This is a genomic window from Mesorhizobium sp. 1B3 (genome assembly GCF_050958605.1).
Lineage (GTDB): Bacteria > Pseudomonadota > Alphaproteobacteria > Rhizobiales > Rhizobiaceae.
In genome coordinates this window covers 541,222-560,981 of the sequence record NZ_JBJHDO010000004.1, presented here as the reverse complement: position 1 = coordinate 560,981, position 19,760 = coordinate 541,222, and the positions used below count along the sequence as shown (strand labels likewise).

Annotated in this window: 16 protein-coding genes and 1 tRNA gene; 11 read left to right on the top strand and 6 right to left on the bottom strand. The window is 61.5% G+C overall.

All coding sequences use genetic code 11. From position 1 onward, the window contains the following. Positions 1-319 precede the first annotated feature (319 nt). The 3 genes from ACCO56_RS14595 to ACCO56_RS14585 all read right to left on the bottom strand — a co-directional run bounded on the left by ACCO56_RS14595 (position 320) and on the right by ACCO56_RS14585 (position 3,423). Positions 320-1,762 carry a right-handed parallel beta-helix repeat-containing protein gene (locus ACCO56_RS14595; RefSeq protein WP_433641472.1) on the bottom strand — a complete coding sequence of 481 codons (1,443 nt, stop codon included), beginning with the start codon at positions 1,760-1,762 and terminating at the stop codon, positions 320-322. Positions 1,763-2,572: 810 nt separating this feature from the next. After that, positions 2,573-2,647, bottom strand: a tRNA-Val gene (locus ACCO56_RS14590). A gap of 92 nt (positions 2,648-2,739) precedes the next feature. Next, the gene (locus ACCO56_RS14585; protein ID WP_433641471.1) at positions 2,740-3,423 is read right to left on the bottom strand and encodes a phosphoglycolate phosphatase; all 684 of its coding nucleotides are present in this window, start codon (positions 3,421-3,423) and stop codon (positions 2,740-2,742) included. Between the two features lie 148 nt (positions 3,424-3,571). Here ACCO56_RS14585 and rpiA point away from each other — a divergent pair, with 148 nt between their 5' ends. From rpiA to gor, 3 genes are all read left to right on the top strand, one after another. Beyond that, complete coding sequence (gene rpiA / locus ACCO56_RS14580) at positions 3,572-4,273, top strand: ribose-5-phosphate isomerase RpiA (RefSeq protein ID WP_433641470.1); 702 nt, start codon at positions 3,572-3,574, stop codon at positions 4,271-4,273. A gap of 15 nt (positions 4,274-4,288) precedes the next feature. Beyond that, entirely contained in the window at positions 4,289-4,876 is a 588-nt protein-coding gene (locus tag ACCO56_RS14575; RefSeq protein ID WP_433641469.1) for a DUF2059 domain-containing protein, read from the top strand. A 118-nt stretch (positions 4,877-4,994) separates the two neighbouring features. After that, positions 4,995-6,386, top strand: a complete 1,392-nt coding sequence (gene gor / locus ACCO56_RS14570) for a glutathione-disulfide reductase (protein WP_433641468.1) — start codon at positions 4,995-4,997, stop codon at positions 6,384-6,386. A gap of 49 nt (positions 6,387-6,435) precedes the next feature. Here the strand turns inward: gor and ACCO56_RS14565 are convergent, their stop codons facing one another. Then, a complete protein-coding gene (locus ACCO56_RS14565) occupies positions 6,436-7,380 on the bottom strand; it encodes an alpha/beta hydrolase family protein (RefSeq protein WP_433641467.1) in 945 nt (314 codons plus the stop codon). Positions 7,381-7,634: 254 nt separating this feature from the next. On the opposite strand from ACCO56_RS14565, the gene ACCO56_RS14560 reads away from it, so the two are divergent. Continuing rightward, complete coding sequence (locus ACCO56_RS14560) at positions 7,635-9,011, top strand: class II 3-deoxy-7-phosphoheptulonate synthase (protein ID WP_433641466.1); 1,377 nt, start codon at positions 7,635-7,637, stop codon at positions 9,009-9,011. A gap of 318 nt (positions 9,012-9,329) precedes the next feature. Here the strand turns inward: ACCO56_RS14560 and ACCO56_RS14555 are convergent, their stop codons facing one another. Beyond that, positions 9,330-10,409: a GGDEF domain-containing protein gene (locus ACCO56_RS14555; RefSeq protein ID WP_433641465.1), complete on the bottom strand. Its 1,080-nt coding sequence runs from the start codon at positions 10,407-10,409 to the stop codon at positions 9,330-9,332. A 409-nt stretch (positions 10,410-10,818) separates the two neighbouring features. On the opposite strand from ACCO56_RS14555, the gene ACCO56_RS14550 reads away from it, so the two are divergent. From ACCO56_RS14550 to gltX, 7 genes are all read left to right on the top strand, one after another. Beyond that, positions 10,819-11,235, top strand: a complete 417-nt coding sequence (locus ACCO56_RS14550) for a GFA family protein (protein WP_433641464.1) — start codon at positions 10,819-10,821, stop codon at positions 11,233-11,235. 103 nt (positions 11,236-11,338) lie between these two features. Then, positions 11,339-12,139: a DODA-type extradiol aromatic ring-opening family dioxygenase gene (locus ACCO56_RS14545; RefSeq protein WP_433641463.1), complete on the top strand. Its 801-nt coding sequence runs from the start codon at positions 11,339-11,341 to the stop codon at positions 12,137-12,139. A gap of 56 nt (positions 12,140-12,195) precedes the next feature. Continuing rightward, positions 12,196-12,555: a diacylglycerol kinase gene (locus ACCO56_RS14540; RefSeq protein ID WP_433641462.1), complete on the top strand. Its 360-nt coding sequence runs from the start codon at positions 12,196-12,198 to the stop codon at positions 12,553-12,555. A gap of 82 nt (positions 12,556-12,637) precedes the next feature. Next, on the top strand, positions 12,638-13,351 hold the full coding sequence (locus tag ACCO56_RS14535; protein WP_433641461.1) for a DNA-3-methyladenine glycosylase I: 714 nt from the start codon (positions 12,638-12,640) through the stop codon (positions 13,349-13,351). A gap of 51 nt (positions 13,352-13,402) precedes the next feature. After that, a complete protein-coding gene (locus ACCO56_RS14530) occupies positions 13,403-15,082 on the top strand; it encodes an NAD+ synthase (RefSeq protein ID WP_433641460.1) in 1,680 nt (559 codons plus the stop codon). Positions 15,083-15,472: 390 nt separating this feature from the next. Continuing rightward, positions 15,473-17,275 (top strand): ABC transporter ATP-binding protein, encoded by a 1,803-nt coding sequence (locus ACCO56_RS14525; protein WP_433641459.1) that lies wholly within the window; start codon positions 15,473-15,475, stop codon positions 17,273-17,275. Positions 17,276-17,378: 103 nt separating this feature from the next. After that, positions 17,379-18,752, top strand: coding sequence for a glutamate--tRNA ligase (gene gltX / locus ACCO56_RS14520; protein WP_433641458.1), 1,374 nt, complete (start codon positions 17,379-17,381; stop codon positions 18,750-18,752). Here the strand turns inward: gltX and ACCO56_RS14515 are convergent. Further along, on the bottom strand, positions 18,670-19,668 hold the full coding sequence (locus ACCO56_RS14515; protein ID WP_433641457.1) for a hypothetical protein: 999 nt from the start codon (positions 19,666-19,668) through the stop codon (positions 18,670-18,672). The genes gltX and ACCO56_RS14515 overlap by 83 nt on opposite strands. Between the last annotated feature and the right edge of the window lie 92 nt (positions 19,669-19,760).

Here is a 19,760-nt window from a genome sequence, read left to right as displayed (position 1 = left end):
AGTGACGAACATTGGTTCGAGGCTGCCCGTGGCGCGATCGTCGCCGAACTCCGCGGCAACTACCTGCGTGCAGCGACCGACAATCACTCTTCTTCATGAGGCATAATGTTGGGCGCAGACAATGCTGCGTGCCTCATCTCGATGCCGCCAAAGTTCTGCGGGCGTTAGTCGGAAATCGTCAGGCCAACGATCTCAGGATGGATATGCTGGGTGACTCAGGACGGGACCTGCCACACCCGCGTCCAATGCGTCGAGCAGCGGCACCGGAATTTCGGTGCCGCTGCTCTGGGCAGGGATCTCGGATAATCGTCCGGTGCTATTAGATCACGGTGAAGTCGGCTGCGGCGAGGTCCAAATGCGCCTTCAGGGTTGCGAAGTGGATCGAGTCGCCGGCGGCACTGCCGTTGGCGTCGTAGTACAGCTCGCCCGTGTCGGTCTCGTAGATGATGCGGTCATTGGCATCCTGGGCGAGCCCGGCCTTGTTCTTGACGAAGGCCGAGTCGGCGAGCGCCCCGGTGTCGGCCAATGCCGTGAACACCGCGTTGTCGAGATGGATGACATCATCCGCCACCGAGAAATCGGTGATCCGGTCGACCTTGTTCGAGTCACTGATGGCCGTGTCGAACACGAACGTGTCCTTATGATCGCCATGATCGCCATGATCGCCGCAGCTATCGTTGCCTGCGCCGCCTGTAGCTTCGGGCTGTGCCGCATCCGACGTGTCCTCGGGTTGGGCCGGAGCCGCGTCCGACGTGTCCTCGGGTTGGGCGGGAGCCGCATCCGACGTGTCATCGGGCTGGGCGGGAGCCGTATCCGACGTGCCCTCGGGCTGGGCGGGAGCCGCATCCGACGTGTCCTCAGGCTGGGCGGGAGCCGCATCCGACGTGTCCTCAGGCTGGGCGGGAGCCGCATCCGACGTGTCCTCAGGCTGGGTCGGAGCCGCATCTGACGTGGCCTCAGTTTCGGCCGGAGCCGTTTCTGTCGTGGCGCTCTGGTCGGTCGGATAAGGTGTCGGGTCTACGCCCTCCTGCCATTGGACATTGTTGCGGATGATCGGGTCCGAGTTCGTGACCGAGAAGTAGCCGTAGGCTCCCTGATCGACATAGTTGTCCTCGACCGTCACTCCCGTGATGGGGCCACCATCCCTCGATGCATCCACATACAGCGAGTATGACGGATCCCCGAGCATGAGATTGTCCCGGACCATGACATTGCTGACGGGGCCGAAGGTGTTCTGGATCAGGATCGAAGCCGTGCCATGATCTTGAGGCACGATGATCGAATTGCCCTCCATCAGGACATTGCTCTGCCCCCCGAGGGCGGTGATCCCATCATAGTGCGGGTCGGCGGCGTTGCTGGCTAGATCGTGGATGTAGTTGCCGCGGACCGTGCTGGCGCCGTCGGTCAGCTGGATGCCGATCGCCACGCCTTGAATGTCATTATTGACAAACGTGCCCGACCCGAGGATCGCGGAATTTGTGGCTTCCGTGGCGCCCAATCCGACGAACTCGCTGTTCTCGACACGAAGGTTTTCAGCGCCTTCACCTTCGATCCCCCACCAGGCGAAATTCTGAATGACGCTGTTCTTGATCGTGACATTCGCCGCCTTGACCGAAAGCGTTCCGTCGATGATGGCGTTCTCGATGACCGTGCCGTCCTCGGTGATGTTCATCGGGCCACTATACGGCTTGAGCGTTGTCCCGGCCTTTACGCCGGTTGTGGATGCATCGGGCAAGCCGAAGCGAGCAGGATCAATGGCCATTTTGTGGTCCTTTTACTGAAGTGATGACAGTTGATTTGCCGGCCAGTTCGCGGGCTTAGGTCCGTCCCCGACAAAGCCAGCTAGATCGCATGGACTAGAACCAGCTAGATCGCATGGACTAGAACTGGCTAACGGCGATGAGCTTTTGGCGCAATTCACATCAGGTTATTCGGTATTATTATGAATCGTAACATATTATCGCCAAACAATTTGGGCTGCGGCGATTTTGCTGAAAATTCAGTGCCGCTGGACGGCAAAAAGATGGCAAGGGCCCGGAGGCAGGCCTGCAGTCGGATCACATTCCAACCGAGAAAAGATTTAACGCCACCTTTTTGACGTGCATCTTATCAATCTGAAGTTAACATCAATGATGTTCCGTTATACCTATAGGGGTATCTCTGACCGAGTCGAAGTTAATCAACCGATAGTTGTTTATATTTGGATATTGGGTCATTTTCGAAATTCAGAAATAAATCAACCAGTGGTTTATTGTACTTATGAGAGCGTTTCGTGTTCATCGAATATTAAATCATTTTATGGATTTTATACTTATGGGCTTTGCCGGACTCCGGTTGCGGGCCTGGGGGCCTCTCGCAACGGCGCATCTGCTGAAAAGCAAGCGCCAGCCATCCTCGCTCAATGACCTTAACGAGCGTACTGCGAGTGTGGTGCCGTAGGAGAGGTTGTCCACGTCAAAGCGGACATAACAGCTTCAAGAAAGTGTCGCCCCAAGACGCGCCATCGTCTCTGGGACGCCGCGATACCCTATTCAGCGTCGGCTGAAACGTTCGACGATTTCAGGATGCTGAATGGTGGGCGATGCAGGGATTGAACCTGCGACCCCACCCGTGTGAAGGGTGTGCTCTCCCGCTGAGCTAATCGCCCGCCAGTGACCCCCAAGGGGTCAAGCGTGCCGCGATATAGGAGACAGCGGCAGCGCAAGTCAAGCGCGGATCGGCGGCAATATCCCCACAATCTCAGCGGCGACTTGCTGCGATCAGCCTGTCGACGAGGCCGAGTGTGAGTTCGCCGAAATGGGAGATGATCGCCGAGGGTTCGAATTCGCGCACATGGCGATCCGTATAACCGAAATCCACGGCGACCACCGGAATGCCGGCTGCCTTGGCCGTGTCGATGTCCGTGCGCGAATCGCCGACCATCAGGGATCGGCCGAGATCCCCTCCGGCACGCTCGATGGTGTCTGTAAGGTGGCGCGGGTCCGGCTTGCGATACGGAAATGTGTCCTGGCCGGAAATGAAGCGGAAGCGGTGGGCGATGCCGAGTTCGGTCAAGAGCCGCACGGCCATCATCTCGAACTTGTTGGTGCAGACGGCGAGCAGGTAACCGGCATCGGAGAATCGATCGAGGGCGTCCAGCACGCCGGGATAGGGCACGGACTTTCCGGGCATGTTGCCGTTATAATGGTCGACGAAAAGTTCATAGAGCCTGTCGTGCTCGTCGGTGGCCAGGGGCTTGCCCTGCGCGGCAAAGGCTTTTTCGATCATCACCTTGCCGCCGTGGCCGATGAAGCCGTGAAGCTGGGAAGACTGGGCCGCCACCAACCCGCCCGCCTCGAGGCTGTGATTAAGGCTGTCGAGCAGGTCGGGTGCGGTATCGATGAGTGTGCCGTCGAGATCGAAGACGATAATGGGTCGGGTCATATCGATTTCCATGTCCAGTGCGAATTGCGATAGCCTGCCTGGGAGGCAGCCGGCAAGACTCGGACGGTGGATGCCGGAGAAAACCTTTGCCGTTCCCGCCAAAGATGCTAGGAGCCGCGCGGGGAATGACAGGGAAAACGATCGACCGATGGATGCAAGGGCTCTGAAGATCGAAGCTGCGCGCGTGGCGCTCGGTCACGTGACCGACGGCATGCGGCTCGGCATCGGCACGGGCTCGACGGCTGAAGAGTTTGTCCGGCTGTTGGCCGAAAAGGTTGCGGCCGGCCTGACCATCACCGGCGTCCCCACATCCGAACGCACGGCGAAACTCTGCGACGAACTCGGCATCACATTGTCGACCCTCGAGGAGACGCCGGAACTCGATCTTACCATCGACGGCGCCGACGAGATCGATCCTGCGCTTTCCCTGATCAAAGGCGGCGGCGGAGCGCTGCTGCGCGAGAAAATCGTTGCTGCCGCTTCCACCCGCATGATCGTCATCGCCGACCGTTCAAAGCTGGTCGACACGCTGGGTGCATTTCCTCTGCCGATCGAAGTCAATAAATTCGGTCTCGCGTCGACCGCGATCGCCATCGAGAAGGCGGCCGCCGGGCTTGGCCTTTCCGGAGCGGTCAAATTGCGCATGGCCAACGCCGCGCCTTTTGTTACAGACGGCGGACATTTGATCCTCGATGCATCTTTTGGCCGCATTCCAGATACAAGAGCGCTCTCTCAAGCACTTCACGCCATCCCCGGCGTGGTCGAGCACGGATTGTTTCTCGGGATGGCAACCGCTGCGATCGTCGCGGGAGCGGACGGCATCGAAACCCTGCACGCCACCCGTCAATAGGGAGTTCTCATCATCATGACCTTGGTCAACCGCGTTCGCCATCTCTCCGCAGCCGTCGCCGCCGCTACGGTTATGGCGCTCGCCCTTCCCGCCGCCGCGCAGGATGCTTCGGAAACGCACGTCAAGGCTGCCCGCGACGCTCTCGACGCACTCAATGCCACGGATCAGTTCGATGTGATCCTGCCTCAGGCGGCCGCCGCCTTGAAAGCCGAGCTCATCCAGAAGAATCCGGATCTGCAGCAGCTGATCACCAAGACAGTCGACGAGAAGACGCTGGCGATGGCCGCGCGCCGCGCGGACCTCGAGAAGGAAGCCGCGAATGTGTATACGCGTGCCTTCACCGAAGAAGAGCTGACGGCGATCGCCGCCTTCTACAATTCCGGCCCTGGCAAGAAGCTGCTGACCGAAGGACCGATCGTGACCCGCCAGGTGATCCAGGCCGCGGAGATCTGGCAGCGCGGCGTGGCCCGCGACCTCGCCCAAACCGTCGGCGAGGAACTGGCCAAGGTGTCGCCGATCACGTCTCAGCCGGTCACGCCCGCGCCCACGGATCCGGCCGCTCCCGCAGGCACGGCCACACCTGCACAGGGCACCTCGAACTGAGGCTTCTTGACGCTCGCGACCTTGTCGAAACACCAGCCCGGCCGTTGGCCGGGCTTTTATTTTGGCGGCGGCACCTCTACCTGTCGTCTCGCTTGTCTTGCTTCGAGGGATGATCGCGATGGCCAAATATGACTACGACCTCTTCGTCATCGGCGGCGGTTCGGGAGGCGTGCGCGCCTCGCGGGTCGCGGCGGGGCTAGGTAAAAGAGTCGCCATTGCGGAGGAGTATCGCTTCGGCGGCACCTGCGTCATTCGCGGCTGCGTTCCGAAGAAGCTTTATGTCTATGCCTCGCAATTTCCCGAACATTTCGCCGATGCGGCCGGCTATGGCTGGACGGTGCCGGACGCGAAGTTCGACTGGCGGACGCTCGTCGCCAACAAGGAACGCGAGATCACCCGGCTGGAGGGGATCTATCGCAAAAACGTCGAAGGTGCGGGTGGTGAGATTTTCCATTCGCGCGCCCGTCTCGTCGACGCACACACCATATTCATCGAAACGGAGGGCCGCACGGTAACGGCGGACCAGATATTGATCGCGACCGGCGGCCGACCCAATCCGCACGAGGCGCTTCCCGGTCGCGAGCATTGCATCTCCTCCAACGAAGCCTTCGACCTGCCGGAACTTCCCAAATCTATTGTCATCGCCGGGGGCGGCTACATCGCCGTCGAGTTCGCCAACATATTCCATGGGCTGGGGGTCGAGACGACGCTGGTCTATCGCGGCCTGGAAATTCTGAGCCGTTTCGACATGGACCTGCGGCGTGGCCTGCACGAGGCGATGGAGCAGAAGGGCATCAGGATAATTCTGCAGGCCGTCGGCGAGTGGGTGGCCAAACGGCCTGACGGAGGGCTCGACATCCTGCTCTCCAACGGCGAACGCCTGGGCGCGGATCAGTTCATGCTGGCGTTGGGCCGCCTTCCGAACACGGAAAATCTCGGTATCGAGGCGGCAGGGGTGGAGACCGGTAAAATCGGCGAGATCCTCGTGGACGCCTATTCGCGCACGAATGTCGAGAACATCTGGGCGATCGGCGACGTCACCAACCGGGTGCAGCTCACGCCGGTGGCGATCCACGAAGCGATGTGTTTCGTCGAGACGGCCTTCAAGAACAATCCGACCAATCCCGATCACGAGTGCATCCCGACCGCGGTATTTTCCCAGCCTGAAATCGGAACGGTCGGCTTGTCGGAAGACGAGGCCTGTTCCCGGTTCGAACAGATCGACATCTATCGCGCCGCCTTCCGGCCCATGCGCAATATCCTGGCCGGTCGCGACGAAAAGATGATCATGAAGCTCGTCGTGGACCACTCCACCGGCCAGGTCGTGGGCGCCCATGTGCTCGGGCCGGACGCTGGCGAAATGGCGCAACTGCTCGGCATTTCCCTGAAGGCGGGTCTGACCAAGGACGATTTCGATCGGACCATGGCGCTGCATCCGACTGCGGCTGAAGAGCTGGTCACGATGTACAAGCCGAGCTACAGCGTCCGCAACGGAAAGAGAGTGGAATAAGCGCTGAGACTCCGGCGCGGCTGCGTCCGTCAGTGCAGGTTCGCCTGGTCTAACGTCTAGTACCTAGGGTCATTGGCGCGCCGGCGAGGAGCCAGGCGATGAATGGAGGCCAAAGGCTGGCGGAAAAGCGGGAGCGGAAGAAGCCGAGATGGCCTATCTTCTGGCCTCCGGCGTCTTCGGGCGACAGCCAGCGTTCCTCGATGGGTGCATTCTCATAGTGCCGCATCAGAGCCGCGACGGCGCGCTTCGTGCCCCATATGTCGTCGGTCAAGCCGAGCGCCAGGATCGGAGTCGTCACTTCCCGATAGCGCGAAGTTTCTGGAACGGACGGATCGTCGAAGAAGTAGTCCGGCATGCTGCACCAGCGGGCCCAGTCGCGAAACACGCTGCTGGGAATAGGTTCTCCGACGCCCAGCCGACGCGGCACGTCGCGGAACAGAAACGATACGGGCACGCCGAGCAGGAACATGCGCGGGCCTGCCAGCCGATCGTCGAGCCCCCGCCAATAGCCGGACATGGTTGCGATCATGCCGTAGCGGACAAAGCGGCCAGATATGCCGCAAAGTCCCAAGGCCTGGCCGCCGAAGGACTGGCCGACGCCGACCATCGAATGACCGGGGGCGGTCCGGCTCAGGGCATCGGCGGCCGCAGGCAGGTCGAGGAGCGCCCAATCCTTCATGCCGATGCGTGCCCTCCAGCCTCGCGGGCGAACCGATCCGCCGGTACCACGGTAGTCATAGATGAGCGCGGCGCGGGCGCCGGCCTTGACGATTGCGGCGGCGAAGGCGGCGTAAAGACCGCGAGGCACCGCGGTTGCCGAGGAAATCAAGACCAGCGGGCCATCGCCGCTGCCTTCGAAAAGAGTGCCGGCGAGGGGAAAGCCGTCCTTCGCGAGGAACGAGATGTCGCTCCGGAGAGCATCGCCGGACGACTGTGATGCCCCTCCGGTGGGGTCATTTAAGGAAACAAAGGGATCAACGGCATGACTGGGCATTCGGTCGCGCCTTCTACCGATTTGGGGAGACGATACCATTGACGTTAACGTCAAAGTCAAATGAATTTGTCACCTGGACAGGCGCAGAGCGAATAACGCGGCAAGAATGCGCTTGCCTCGCGCCTCTGCTCCGTCGCGCCGGCCATGATTCCGGTCTAGAATAAAAGCCTGACATCAGGTAAGGAGCCGCGTTCCCGGGAAAGCCGGGTCTTATGCGGACGACAACGACCGCGACGAGAAGTTTGGGTGCTGTCATGACGAAATGGTCGCCGAATTCCTGGAGAGCGAAGCCTATCCAGCAGGTGCCTGCCTATCCGGATCCGGCCGTGCTGGCCGAAACCGAGGCTCGACTGGCGACCTTTCCGCCGCTCGTTTTTGCAGGTGAAGCGCGCAAGCTGAAGAGGCAACTGGCGAGCGTGGCCGAAGGCCAGTCCTTTCTGCTTCAGGGCGGCGATTGCGCCGAGAGCTTCGCCGAGCATGGCGCAGATAATATCCGGGACTTCTTTCGCGTCTTCCTGCAGATGGCGGTGGTGCTCACCTTCGCCGGCTCCCAGCCGGTGGTGAAGGTGGGGCGTGTCGCCGGGCAGTTCGCCAAGCCGCGTTCCTCAGACATCGAAACGAAGGGGACGGTGACCCTGCCGTCCTATCGTGGTGACATCATCAACGGCATCGAGTTCGACGAGAAGTCGCGCCTGCCCGATCCCGCGCGGCAGGAAATGGCGTATCGGCAGTCGGCCGCGACCCTCAATCTGCTGCGGGCGTTCGCGCAGGGCGGCTACGCAAGCCTCGAGAACGTCCATAAATGGATGCTTGGTTTCGTAGCGGACAGCCCGCAGGCCGACCGCTACGAGGCACTTGCCAATCGTATCACCGAGACCATGGATTTCATGCGTGCGGTCGGCATCACCTCCGAGACGAACTTTGCGCTGCGTGAGACCGATTTCTACACGAGCCACGAAGCGCTGCTGCTCGGCTACGAGGAGGCGCTGACGCGCGTCGACTCGACCTCCGGGGATTGGTACGCGACCTCGGGCCATATGATCTGGATCGGCGACCGTACCCGACAGGCAGATCACGCCCATGTCGAATATTGCCGTGGCATCAAGAACCCGCTCGGGCTGAAATGCGGTCCGTCGGTGACGCCCGACGGCCTCCTGCAGCTCATCGACCTGCTGAATCCGGAGAATGAGCCGGGCCGGCTGACGCTGATCGCCCGCTTCGGTTTCGACAAGGTCGAGGATCATCTGCCCAAGCTGGTCCGGGCTGTCCAGCGCGAGGGCCGAAAGGTGGTCTGGTCATGCGATCCGATGCACGGCAACACCATTACTGCCGCCGGCTACAAGACGCGGCCGTTCGAGCGCATCCTGAAGGAGGTGCAATCCTTCTTCGATGTCCACCACGCCGAAGGATCGCATCCCGGCGGCATCCATGTGGAGATGACGGGAAAGAACGTGACGGAATGCACGGGTGGCGCCCGCGCCATCACGGCCGAGGAACTGCAGGATCGCTACCATACCCATTGCGACCCGCGGCTCAATGCCGATCAGGCGATCGAGCTTGCTTTCCTGGTTTCCGATCTTCTCAGGAAGAAGCAGACGGGTACCGCGCAGAAGCAGGCCGTGAACGGCTGAGATTGCCGGCGCGAATGCCACTCATGAAAAGGGCCGTTGCGCGGCCCTTTTGCCTGGCGCATATTTCTTCACCGTCGGACAGCCGGCCGCTTAGGAGCGGAATGGATCCTCGGATCAGCTCGCCCGCTGGCGCGAGCTCCCGTCCGAGGATGACGACTGCATTGAAGGCCTGTCCCAAATCGCCAACGCTGGCGATTGGCACCGACATAGAAGCTTCGTCATCCCCGGACCCGCAGGCGAGCGAAGCCGGAGGTGATCCGGGGATCCATTCCGCTCCAAAGCGGCCGGCTGCCCGACGGTGCAGAACGGCTTCTCATCTCAGTCCGTCTTGTAGATCAGCCAGTTCTTTCCGGTGCGATGCTCCGGTATGGCGGAGAACTTCGTGACGCGGTTCCGTCCCGCCACCTTGGAGGCGTATAGCGCTCTGTCTGCCTTTGCGTAGAGATCGTCCGGACCTTCCGCGTCGGCGGCCATGCACACCCCCATCGAGATGGTGATCGGCCCATAGTTCACGCCGGTCTGCTTGTTCGCGAAGACCGTCTGTTCCACGGCGACGCGCACGCGGTCCGCGATCTGTGCCGTCGTGTCCTCGCCGCTGCCGGCCACGATGATGGCGAATTCCTCGCCGCCGGTACGGGCAACGAACATGTCGTCGCGGACGGTCGATTTGAAGATGTTGGCGACGATCTGAAGGATCTTGTCGCCTACGGGATGGCCGAAACGGTCGTTGATCTCCTTGAAGGCATCGATATCGGCAAGAATCAGGGCGCCGAAGGCGATGCTCTTCTTGTCATCGTAGATTTTGGCGATTTCCTTGTCGAAGGCGCGCCTGTTCCAGATATGCGTGAGCGGGTCGGTGTCTGCGAGGCGCTTGTATTCCTCGAGCTTGGACTTGACGTTTTCGAGTTCTGCCGTCTTCTCGCCGAGCGTAGCGGCAACCTCCTGGCCGCGCTCGATCGTCGATGTCGTGGCGGTGGAAACCACGCCGACGATCTTCTGCAGCAATTCGCGGCTCATCGCAGTGCGGTTCTCCAGTCCGGACGACGTCTCGTGCAGGATCCTGCCGTATTTCTGGATGTGGCTCTGGCCGTTTCGCAGGAGTTTGGCCACTTCCTCGAGTTCGCGAGCGATGACGTCCCGGGCATTCTCGACAATGCCCTGGCCGTGGCTCTGGGCAAAATACTTCTGCCCGATCCGGTCGAGCTCAATCTGTGTCGGCCGTTTGCTCAAGGTCACGAATTCAAGGCTGAGTTCCGGGTTCGAGCCTGTCATGGCCTCGTAGAAGATCTCGTAGTTGCGCGGCAGCCCGACGACGCCCATTTGCCGCATCGTCGTTGCTATGGTGGTCGCGATATCGGGCGCGACACGTTGTTCGTTCTGGGCAACAGCCGGTTGCATCTTGTTATTCCCCGACCCCTTGGAGTCACATGCTGCGTCGCATGTCGGCAGGCGCAAGGCAAGGTAAGCATTTCCCTGTGCATGTTTGGCACAGTAAATTAAAGTTTCCGTAAACGTCATATTCGAAGCAGTTGTTTCACCAGCAATATCTAGAACGACTAATGTGCCGGATAGACCTTTTTTGGCCAACGCCGGCGCAATCCGCACGGGCGCTGGCCTGCTGATCGGGAGGTTCGTTCCGCCTTTGCGCGGTACTCGCCAAGATTGCGTCGGCAGTCTGCCCGAGCGAGGTCAAAGGGGATCGTTCTTGCGACCGGACAATCGGAATCGATTTCGGGATGGGCGAAAGGTAGATACAAGGCGTCGGTGCGTCTCTTCCCAATGCAGGGCGCTCCAATCGGAGGATGCAATGAAGGAAGTCCATTCGGGCTCATGCTTATGTGGCGCGGTGCGCTTCTCGGCCAAGGGAGCGTTGCGAGGGGTCGTCTATTGCCACTGCTCTCAATGCCGGAAGCAGAGTGGCCATTACTACGCGGCTACCAATGTGGCGGACGCCGACATCGATATTCGTGGTTTTGATCATGTCACCTGGTTTGCCGCATCGGACTTGGCTCGACGGGGCTTCTGCAGGACTTGTGGATCGCTGCTCTTTTGGAAGCACAACCAACTCGACGAGATTTCGGTGATGGCCGGAGCTTTCGAGCAGCCTTCCGGATTGAAGGGGGAGTGTCACATCTTCGTCGCCGGCAAGGGCGACTATTATTCCATTGATGACGGCCTCCCGCAGTTCGAACGTTCCTCGCCAAAGATCGCCACCGACGGTTGACGCGCGTTAGCCAGCCGTTCGGTAATGTTGAACGCTGCGTCGAGCTTTCGTCGTCTGATCGTAAGGTCTGGGTCCGGCTATATCTCTGACAAGGAGATAACCCATGACCTCGATGCCGACGCTGTTCATTTCCCATGGCGGGCCCAACATCGTGCTGGACGACACGCCTGCCAGGACTTTCCTCAAAAAGCTCCCGGAGCTGTTGCCTGCCAAGCCGAAAGCGATCGTCGTCGCCTCCGCGCATTTCGAAACGGACGGCGTGGCCGTGGTCACCGACCCCGACCCCACGACGATCCATGACTTCGGCGGATTTGCTCCGGAACTCTACAAGATGGTCTATCCGGCCAAGGGTGACCCCTTGCTCGCGCAAGCCGTCGTCGAGAGATTGGAGACGGCGGGCCTCGATCCACACACATATGAGAAGAGAGGCTTCGATCACGGCACCTGGACGCCCTTGCTGCTCGCTTTTCCCGATGCCGGGATCCCTGTGGTCCAGGTGTCCATCGACCCCCGGCGCGATGCCGCCTGGCACTACGCGATCGGCGAAGCCGTCAGCGACTTGCGCAGGGAAGGCATATTGCTGATCGGTTCCGGCCACATCACGCACAACCTCCGCGCCTTCTTTACGGTGTTCAGGCATGGGGCTCTGGTCGACCCGGTCCTCGCCGGCAAGGTGGACGCGTTCACGAACTGGTTTGCCGACCGGCTTGCCGCCGGAGACAGGGATGCGGTCATGAATTGGAAGCAGAGGGCGCCTTTCCCGGCGGAGAACCATCCGACCGACGAACATCTCATGCCGATCTTTTTCGCTTATGGCGCCGCCGGCGAAGCCGCGAAGGCCGAACGGGTCCACGCTTCCAAGCAGATGGGTTTCTTCGCCTTCGATTCCTATCTCTTCCATTAGGCTGCATTTGCTGTAAACGGATCCCTTTCCCAACGGCCGAAGGGGATCCAGCCTGAATGGAACGGCTCATCAAGGCATTTCAGAACTCGGTACGAGCGTTTCGCAGGCTGATCCGCACGGAGAAGGCGTTCCAGCAGGAAATCGCGCTGCTGCTCATCGCGCTCCCGCTTGCGTGGTTCATTGCCGAGAGCTGGCGCGGCTTTGCGCTTCTGATCGGGTCCCTGCTTCTTCTGATCATGGTCGAGGTGCTCAACACGGGGATCGAGGCGACTTGCGATGCGATCAGCCGCGAATTCAACATCGATATCCAGCTCGCCAAGGATTGCGGCTCGCTGGCCGTCCTGATCTCGATCGTGCTCGCGCTCGGTGTCTGGGGGATCGCGGTCGCCGAACGACTGTTCGGCCTGCCGGTCTAGCACGCGGAGAATCTGCGGCCCCTCCCAGGCGGTGACGATTCCATATAGGAATCCTCGTGACATCAAGATGGAGGAGCCGGCCATGCTCGATTTCGCCGAGATCCGCGCCCGAGCCGCGAGGCGCAAGGGTGGAGACGCGGTCCTTACTTCACTGCTCGGGCCTGTGCCGGACAATGGCGCTACCGCTCGCCTGACCGATGATCGTATACTTTCCATCATGGCGGAACGCATTTTCGCCGCCGGTTTCGTGTGGCGCGTGATCGAGCAGAAATGGCCGGGCTTCGAGGAGGCATTCCTGGGGTTCGAGCCCAAGCGGCTCCTGTTCCAGCCGGACGATTTCTGGCACGACCTTGTTTCGGACAGCCGCATCGTGCGCAATCCGCAGAAGATCAGATCGGTCAAGGAGAACGCGGCCTTCGTCGAAAACGTTTCGAAGGAGCATGGCGGCTTCGGCAGGTTCCTTGCCGAATGGCCGGCCGACGACCAGATCGGTCTTACAGCCTATCTCGCCAAACACGGAAGCCGCCTCGGCGGCAATACGGGCCAGTATTTCCTGCGCTGGATCGGCTGGGACACATTCATCATTTCTGCGGATATGGGGGCGGCCCTGCGCGACGCCGGGGTGGAGATCGCCGAGAACCCTTCCTCCAAGCGCGACCTCGCACGCATCCAGTGGCAGCTCAACCTATGGAAGGAGGAAACCGGACTGCCTTACGCGCATCTGTCCCGCATCCTCGCGATGTCGATCGGCGCGAACAATCCGCCTGAAGCTTTGCGCCAATATATGGGAGAATAGCGGCGGACGATCGGCATTGCCGGTTGCCGCCGCTCACGCTAAACCGACGGCATGACCAAGACGCCCGATATTCTCCGCATCGCTGTCGCCCAGTTGAACCCGACCGTCGGGGATATAGAAGGCAACCTCTCCAAGGCGCGCGAAGCGCGAGCCGATGCCGCGCGGCAGGGTGCGGATCTCGTATTGTACACGGAGCTCTTCATCACGGGCTATCCGCCGGAGGATCTCGTGCTGAAGCCCGCATTCCTTGCCGCTTGCGAGAAGGCGGTCGAGGAGTTTGCCCGGGATACCGCCGATGGCGGTCCCGGCGTGATCATCGGGTCGCCGCTCAAGCGCAAGAGCGGCATCCATAATTCGATCGTCGTCGCGGACGGCGGAAAGATTCTTGCCGAACGCTTCAAGGTCGATCTGCCGAATTACGGCGAGTTCGACGAGAAACGGGTTTTCGTGGCCGGGCCGGATCTTCCGGGGCCGGTCAATTTCCGCGGGGTTCGGCTTGGAATACCGATCTGCGAGGATATCTGGGGCGACTTGGGCGTTTGCGAGACTCTCGCCGAGAGCGGCGCGGAAATCCTGCTCGTCCCGAACGGCTCGCCCTACTATCGAGGCAAGGTCGATGTGCGCCACCAGGTGGCGATCCGCCAGGTCATCGAGAGCGGCCTTCCGCTCATCTTCGCCAACCAACTCGGCGGCCAGGACGAGTTGGTCTTCGATGGCGCGTCCTTCGCGATCGCCGCCGACAAGTCGCTGGCTTTCCAGATGAGCCAGTTCGAGGAAGCGCTGGTCGTCACGACCTGGAACAGGAGAGGCGACGGCGGCTGGGCCTGCGTCGAGGGACCGATGGCGCGGATCCCGGAGAAGGAAGAAGCCGATTACCGCGCCTGCATGCTCGGGCTGCGCGACTACGTCAATAAGAACGGCTTTAAGAATGTCGTCATCGGCATGTCGGGCGGGATCGACTCCGCGCTCTGTGCCGCGCTCGCGGTCGATGCCTTGGGTGAAGAGCGCTTGCGTGCGGTCATGCTGCCTTATCGATACACGTCGAGCGAGTCGCTGAGGGATGCGGAGGAATGCGCGCGTGCTCTCGGCTGCCGCTACGACGTGGTGCCGATCTTCGAGCCCGTCGAAGGTTTTTCCCATGCTTTGACGCAACTCTTCGAGGGCACGTCCGAGGGGATCACCGAGGAGAATCTGCAGAGCCGTGCTCGCGGCACGATCCTGATGGCCATCTCCAACAAATTCGGCTCGATGGTCGTGACGACCGGCAACAAGAGCGAAATGTCGGTCGGCTACGCCACGCTGTACGGCGACATGAATGGCGGCTTCAACCCCATCAAGGACCTCTACAAGATGCAGGTCTATGCGCTGGCGCGCTGGCGTAACGGCAATGTTCCGCCTGGGGCATTGGGACCGTCGGGTGAAGTCATCCCCCGTAACATCATCGACAAGGCGCCATCGGCGGAACTGCGTCCCGGCCAGACGGACCAGGATTCGCTGCCGCCTTATCCCGTGCTCGACGACATCCTCGAATGTCTCGTCGAGCATGAAATGAGTGTCGAAAATATCGTAAAGCGCGGCCACGACAAGGCGACTGTGACCCGGGTTGAGCATCTGCTCTATGTGGCCGAATACAAGCGCCGGCAGGCCGCGCCTGGTGTCAAGATCACAAAGAAGAACTTCGGTCGGGATCGTCGATATCCGATAACCAACCGCTTTCGGGACGGTGGCTAGATTCCAGGCGTGGCGGGTTGCACCCGCTATATCAGATCAACCGCAAGAATTGTGCCAGCCGGTTTTTTCGCGAGCCGGCATATTGGCGGCGCCGCGGAACTCGTTTATAGACGGCGTCCCGCGAATCTCCTTTTGAGGAGGGGACGAATGCCAGGATTTGACATCGCTGCACGAGGCCGTTCGGCCTAGTTCCCGAGCGTTCGGTCGGGCCATGGGCCGTACCGGACACAGGACCATTTCAGGCTAGGCTTTCGCCTGCCCCGGTCGCCACCGGGGAGATCCCTGCCGGTTCTTGCCTCGCAACCGCTTCTTCCGAAGGCTCTGCCTTCGCTGCGGGTGTTTTCAACCAACTCATACTGGGACCGGGCGTCTGCCGCGCCCGACAACATCATGACCCGTTTTCGCATCGATTTGCGCGGTGGCGCATTCCGTAGTGTTTTTGCTTTCACCATGCGGCATTGGCATAGTCAGCCCGTCCGCCTGGCCGTGATCGTCATTGCGGTCCTGCTGGCCACGGCGGCCGACGTGCTGACGCCGCTCTATTCCGGGCGCCTGGTCGACGCAGTGGCGTCGGGGGCGGCGAGCAACGAGGTCGCCTGGAATGCGGCCGTCTCGGCGTTTTCCATGCTGATCGCCCTGGCGTACGGGGCCATCCTCATGCGGCATGTGGCGTTTCAGACGGTGATCGACCTGACGCTGAAGATGATGTCCGACATTGCGGCGGATGCCTTCTACAGGGTCCAGCGCTTTTCGACCGACTGGCACGCGAATTCCTTTGCCGGCTCGACCGTTCGCAAGGTGACGCGCGGCATGTGGGCGCTCGACCTTCTCAACGACACCCTGCTGGTGGCGTTGTTTCCGTCGCTTGTCATGCTGGTCGGCTCAACGCTTTTGCTCGGCTGGTATTGGCCGATGATGGGGGCGATCGTGGCGACGGGCTCTCTGATCTACATCGCTATCACGGTGTCGCTTTCGCTGGCATATGTCGCGCCGGCGGCCAGCCTAGCCAATCGCTGGGACACACGCGTCGGCGGAGCGCTCGCCGATGCGGTGAGCTGCAACGCGGTGGTCAAGGCATTCGGGGCTGAAGAGCGCGAGGACAGCCGGCTCGCTGCCGTCGTCGCCAAATGGCGCGATCGAACCTGGCGGACATGGACGCGCGGCACCGTCAACGGCACGGCGCAAGGCATCACCTTGCTGGCGCTGCGGCTTGCGGTGATAGGGCTTTCCCTCTCGCTGTGGGTGGACGGACAGGCGAGTGCCGGCGACATCGCATTCGTGCTGACAGCATTCTTCGTCTTGCAAGGCTATCTCCGGGATGTCGGGATGCATGTGCGCAACCTGCAGCGTTCGGTGAACGACATGGAAGAATTGGCCGACATCCACGCTCAGCCGCTCGGCATCGAGGACCGGCCCGGCGCGCAGCCGATCGCCATCACGGATGGCCGCATCGACTTCCGGCGGGTCACCTTCCATTACGGCAACCACGAGACCCCCTTGTACAAGGACTTCTCCGTGACGATCGAGGCAGGCGAGCGGGTCGGGCTCGTCGGGCATTCGGGCTCCGGCAAGACGACCTTCGTGAAGCTCATCCAGCGGCTCTACGATCTCAGTGCCGGTCAGATCCTGATCGACGGGCAGGATATCGCGGCCGTCAGGCAGTCCTCGCTCAGGCAGCAGATCGCGATCGTGCAGCAGGAGCCGATCCTGTTCCATCGTTCGTTGGCCGAGAATATCGCCTATGGCAGGCCGCAGGCGACGCAGGCGGAAATCGAACACGCAGCTCGTCTTGCCAGCGCGCATGACTTCATCATGCGGCTGCCGAAGGGCTATGCGACGCTGGTCGGCGAGCGGGGCGTCAAGCTCTCTGGCGGCGAACGCCAGCGTGTCGCGATCGCGCGGGCGTTCCTGGCGGATGCACCGATCCTGATCCTCGACGAGGCGACTTCCAGCCTCGATTCGGAATCGGAGGTCCTGATCCAGCAGGCCATGGAACGGCTGATGGTCGGCAGGACGACGCTTGTCATTGCGCACCGGCTCTCGACCGTCAGGGCCCTCGATCGTTTGCTTGTCTTCGATCGGGGCAGGATCGTAGAGGAAGGCGACCATGATGCGCTGATCCGGATGGAGGGCGGCATCTATCGCCGGTTGTTCGAGCGCCAGGCGCTCGAGCTGACCAAGGGGCTGACATGAGGAGGAATCGCCCGAAAGGGCGTTCCTTCCATTAATCCTTGTAAGGGGCCTTGATAAGCACGTGGCCTTGTCAACCAAGTAACCATTCGCTACGCCGCATTATATGACAGTCACCGTTCGTTTCGCCCCGTCGCCGACGGGCCACATTCACATCGGCAACGCCCGCTCGGCGCTGTTCAACTGGCTTTTCGCGTTGAAGAACCGGGGGCGCTTCATTCAGAGGTTCGACGATACGGATGTCGAGCGGTCGACCCAGGCCTATGCCAACGCGATTCTTTACGACTTGCACTGGCTGGGCATCTTTCCCGATACCGTCCAGTACCAGTCCAAGCGCTTCGCCATCTATGACGAAGCCGTCGAGCGGCTGAAGCAGGCTGGACTTCTCTATGCCTGTTACGAGACGCCCGAGGAGCTCGATCTCAGGCGCAAGATCAGACGGACGCGAGGCCTGCCGCCGGTTTACGGTCGCGAGTCGCTCAAGCTGACGGCGGAAGAGAAGCAGGCCCTCGAAGCCGACGGCAGGCGGCCGCACTGGCGCTTCCTGCTTCCCAATTTCGAGGGCGACCCGTTCGAGACGCACCGTACGGAGGTGCATTGGCTGGACCTCATCCGCGGCGAGGAGACGGTGGATCTCGCCTCGCTGTCGGATCCGGTGCTCGTGCGCGAGGACGGGACATATCTGTACACCTTGCCTTCCGTGGTCGACGACATCGATTTCGGCGTGACGCATGTCATGCGCGGCGACGACCACGTGACCAACACCGGCGTTCAGATTGCGCTTTTCAGGGCTCTCGGCGCGGTTCCGCCGGCCTTTGGACATCACAACCTTCTCACGACGGCAGCGGAAGAGGGCTTGTCGAAACGGACCGGAGCGCTGTCCATTGGCAGCCTGCGGGAGTCCGGGATAGAACCCATGGCGGTGGCTTCGCTCGCCGTCCTGATCGGCACGTCCGAGAACGTATCGGCCTATTCCAGCATGGCGGAACTCGCCGAGCATTTCGACCCGGCTCAGACCTCGAAATCGGCGGCAAAGTTCGACCCGGCGGAACTCACCGTCCTCAACCGGACGCTTCTGCACAAGATGCCGTTCGAGGATGCGCGCGAGCGGCTGGCTGCGCTCAGCATTTCGGGCGAGAAGGCCGAGCCCTTCTGGACAGCCGTCCGCGGCAATCTCGATACGCTTGCGGACGCTGTGGCCTGGTGGCGGATCGTCAGGGAGGGCCGTGCCGCGGAGCCGGAACTCTCGCAGGACGACCGTGCCTTCCTGAACCAGGCTTTTGACCTGCTGCCGGAGGAGCCGTGGGACAGGTCCACCTGGAAGGCCTGGACGGATGCGGTGCGGGAGGCGACCGGCCGCAAGGGCAAGGCCCTGTTCATGCCGATCCGGCTCGCCCTCACCGGGCTTGCTTCCGGACCGGAGCTCGCAGATCTATTGCCGCTTCTGGGGCGGGAAGGAACGTTGGCCCGACGACCCTGACCTTACGTTGCCCCGGATCGTGTGGCACGGCCTCCGGCATCGAAGGCGGGCCGGCCGGCAACTTGTCCTTGGATGCCGCCTGAGCACCTTCCGGGCCAGGACCGGTGCGCCCTTCGCCGTCCATAGTGTTGGATAACGAACGTCCGGGCATGACAATTGACGGTGACAGAGTGTCCCCATTGTTCGGGGCAATCGTTTTATCACCTCCGGAAGGCGCACGTGGCGGCATCTCGATCCGCGGGGGCAAGTCGGCCAATCCCGGTTCGGGCCGAGCCGGAATATCGGCGATGTCTTCTGCCTGATCCTCGAGAGTGGCGGCGGGGGGCGACGGGGCGTCGGGGCTGTTGGGCATGATGACCTCTCCGGCAGAAACTGGAGGTCCAGCCGGCAGCTCAACCGAGCCTTCTGCATCGACGGGAGAATTCTCCGTCGGCGGATCGGCCCGGGTTTCGTCGTTGGGTGGGTTTCCTGCAATGATGGAGAAATTTCGGACAGGCCTCTCGGCCGCCGCATCTTCACCGTCGGGGGCGCCGTTCCCGGTTTCGACAATGCTTGGTGAGCGGAGGGGCTCATCCGCCGGCATCACGATCTCAACCGAACCTCCAAGGTCGCGCGGCTCGAAGCGAGCGGGCTCTTCATCCTGAGGGGGATGAGGCACTTCCTTCACCACCAAGCTCGGATCGCCGCAATGGTTGGCGTCGAGGGCGGCCAGGATGCGCGAGCGGTCGGGGCGACGGCTTTCCTGCTGTGTCAATTCGGCCAACTGGCTTTCCAGGCTGTCCAGATTGCGTTCCATCTTCTCGATCTTGGCGTCGATGGGAGCGCATTCCGGCCGGTTCGACTCGGCATGCAAACCGCAGCGCACATGCAGCGCTTGGCGGCGCGCGATCGTGATCTGATCGCGCTGGGCCTTCACTGCCCGCGTAAATTTCCTGTATTCGGGCGAGCCTCCAGTTGCGGGAGCGGAAGCCAATTCCGCCCGAAGCTCTCCGCAGAGACGTTCATCGG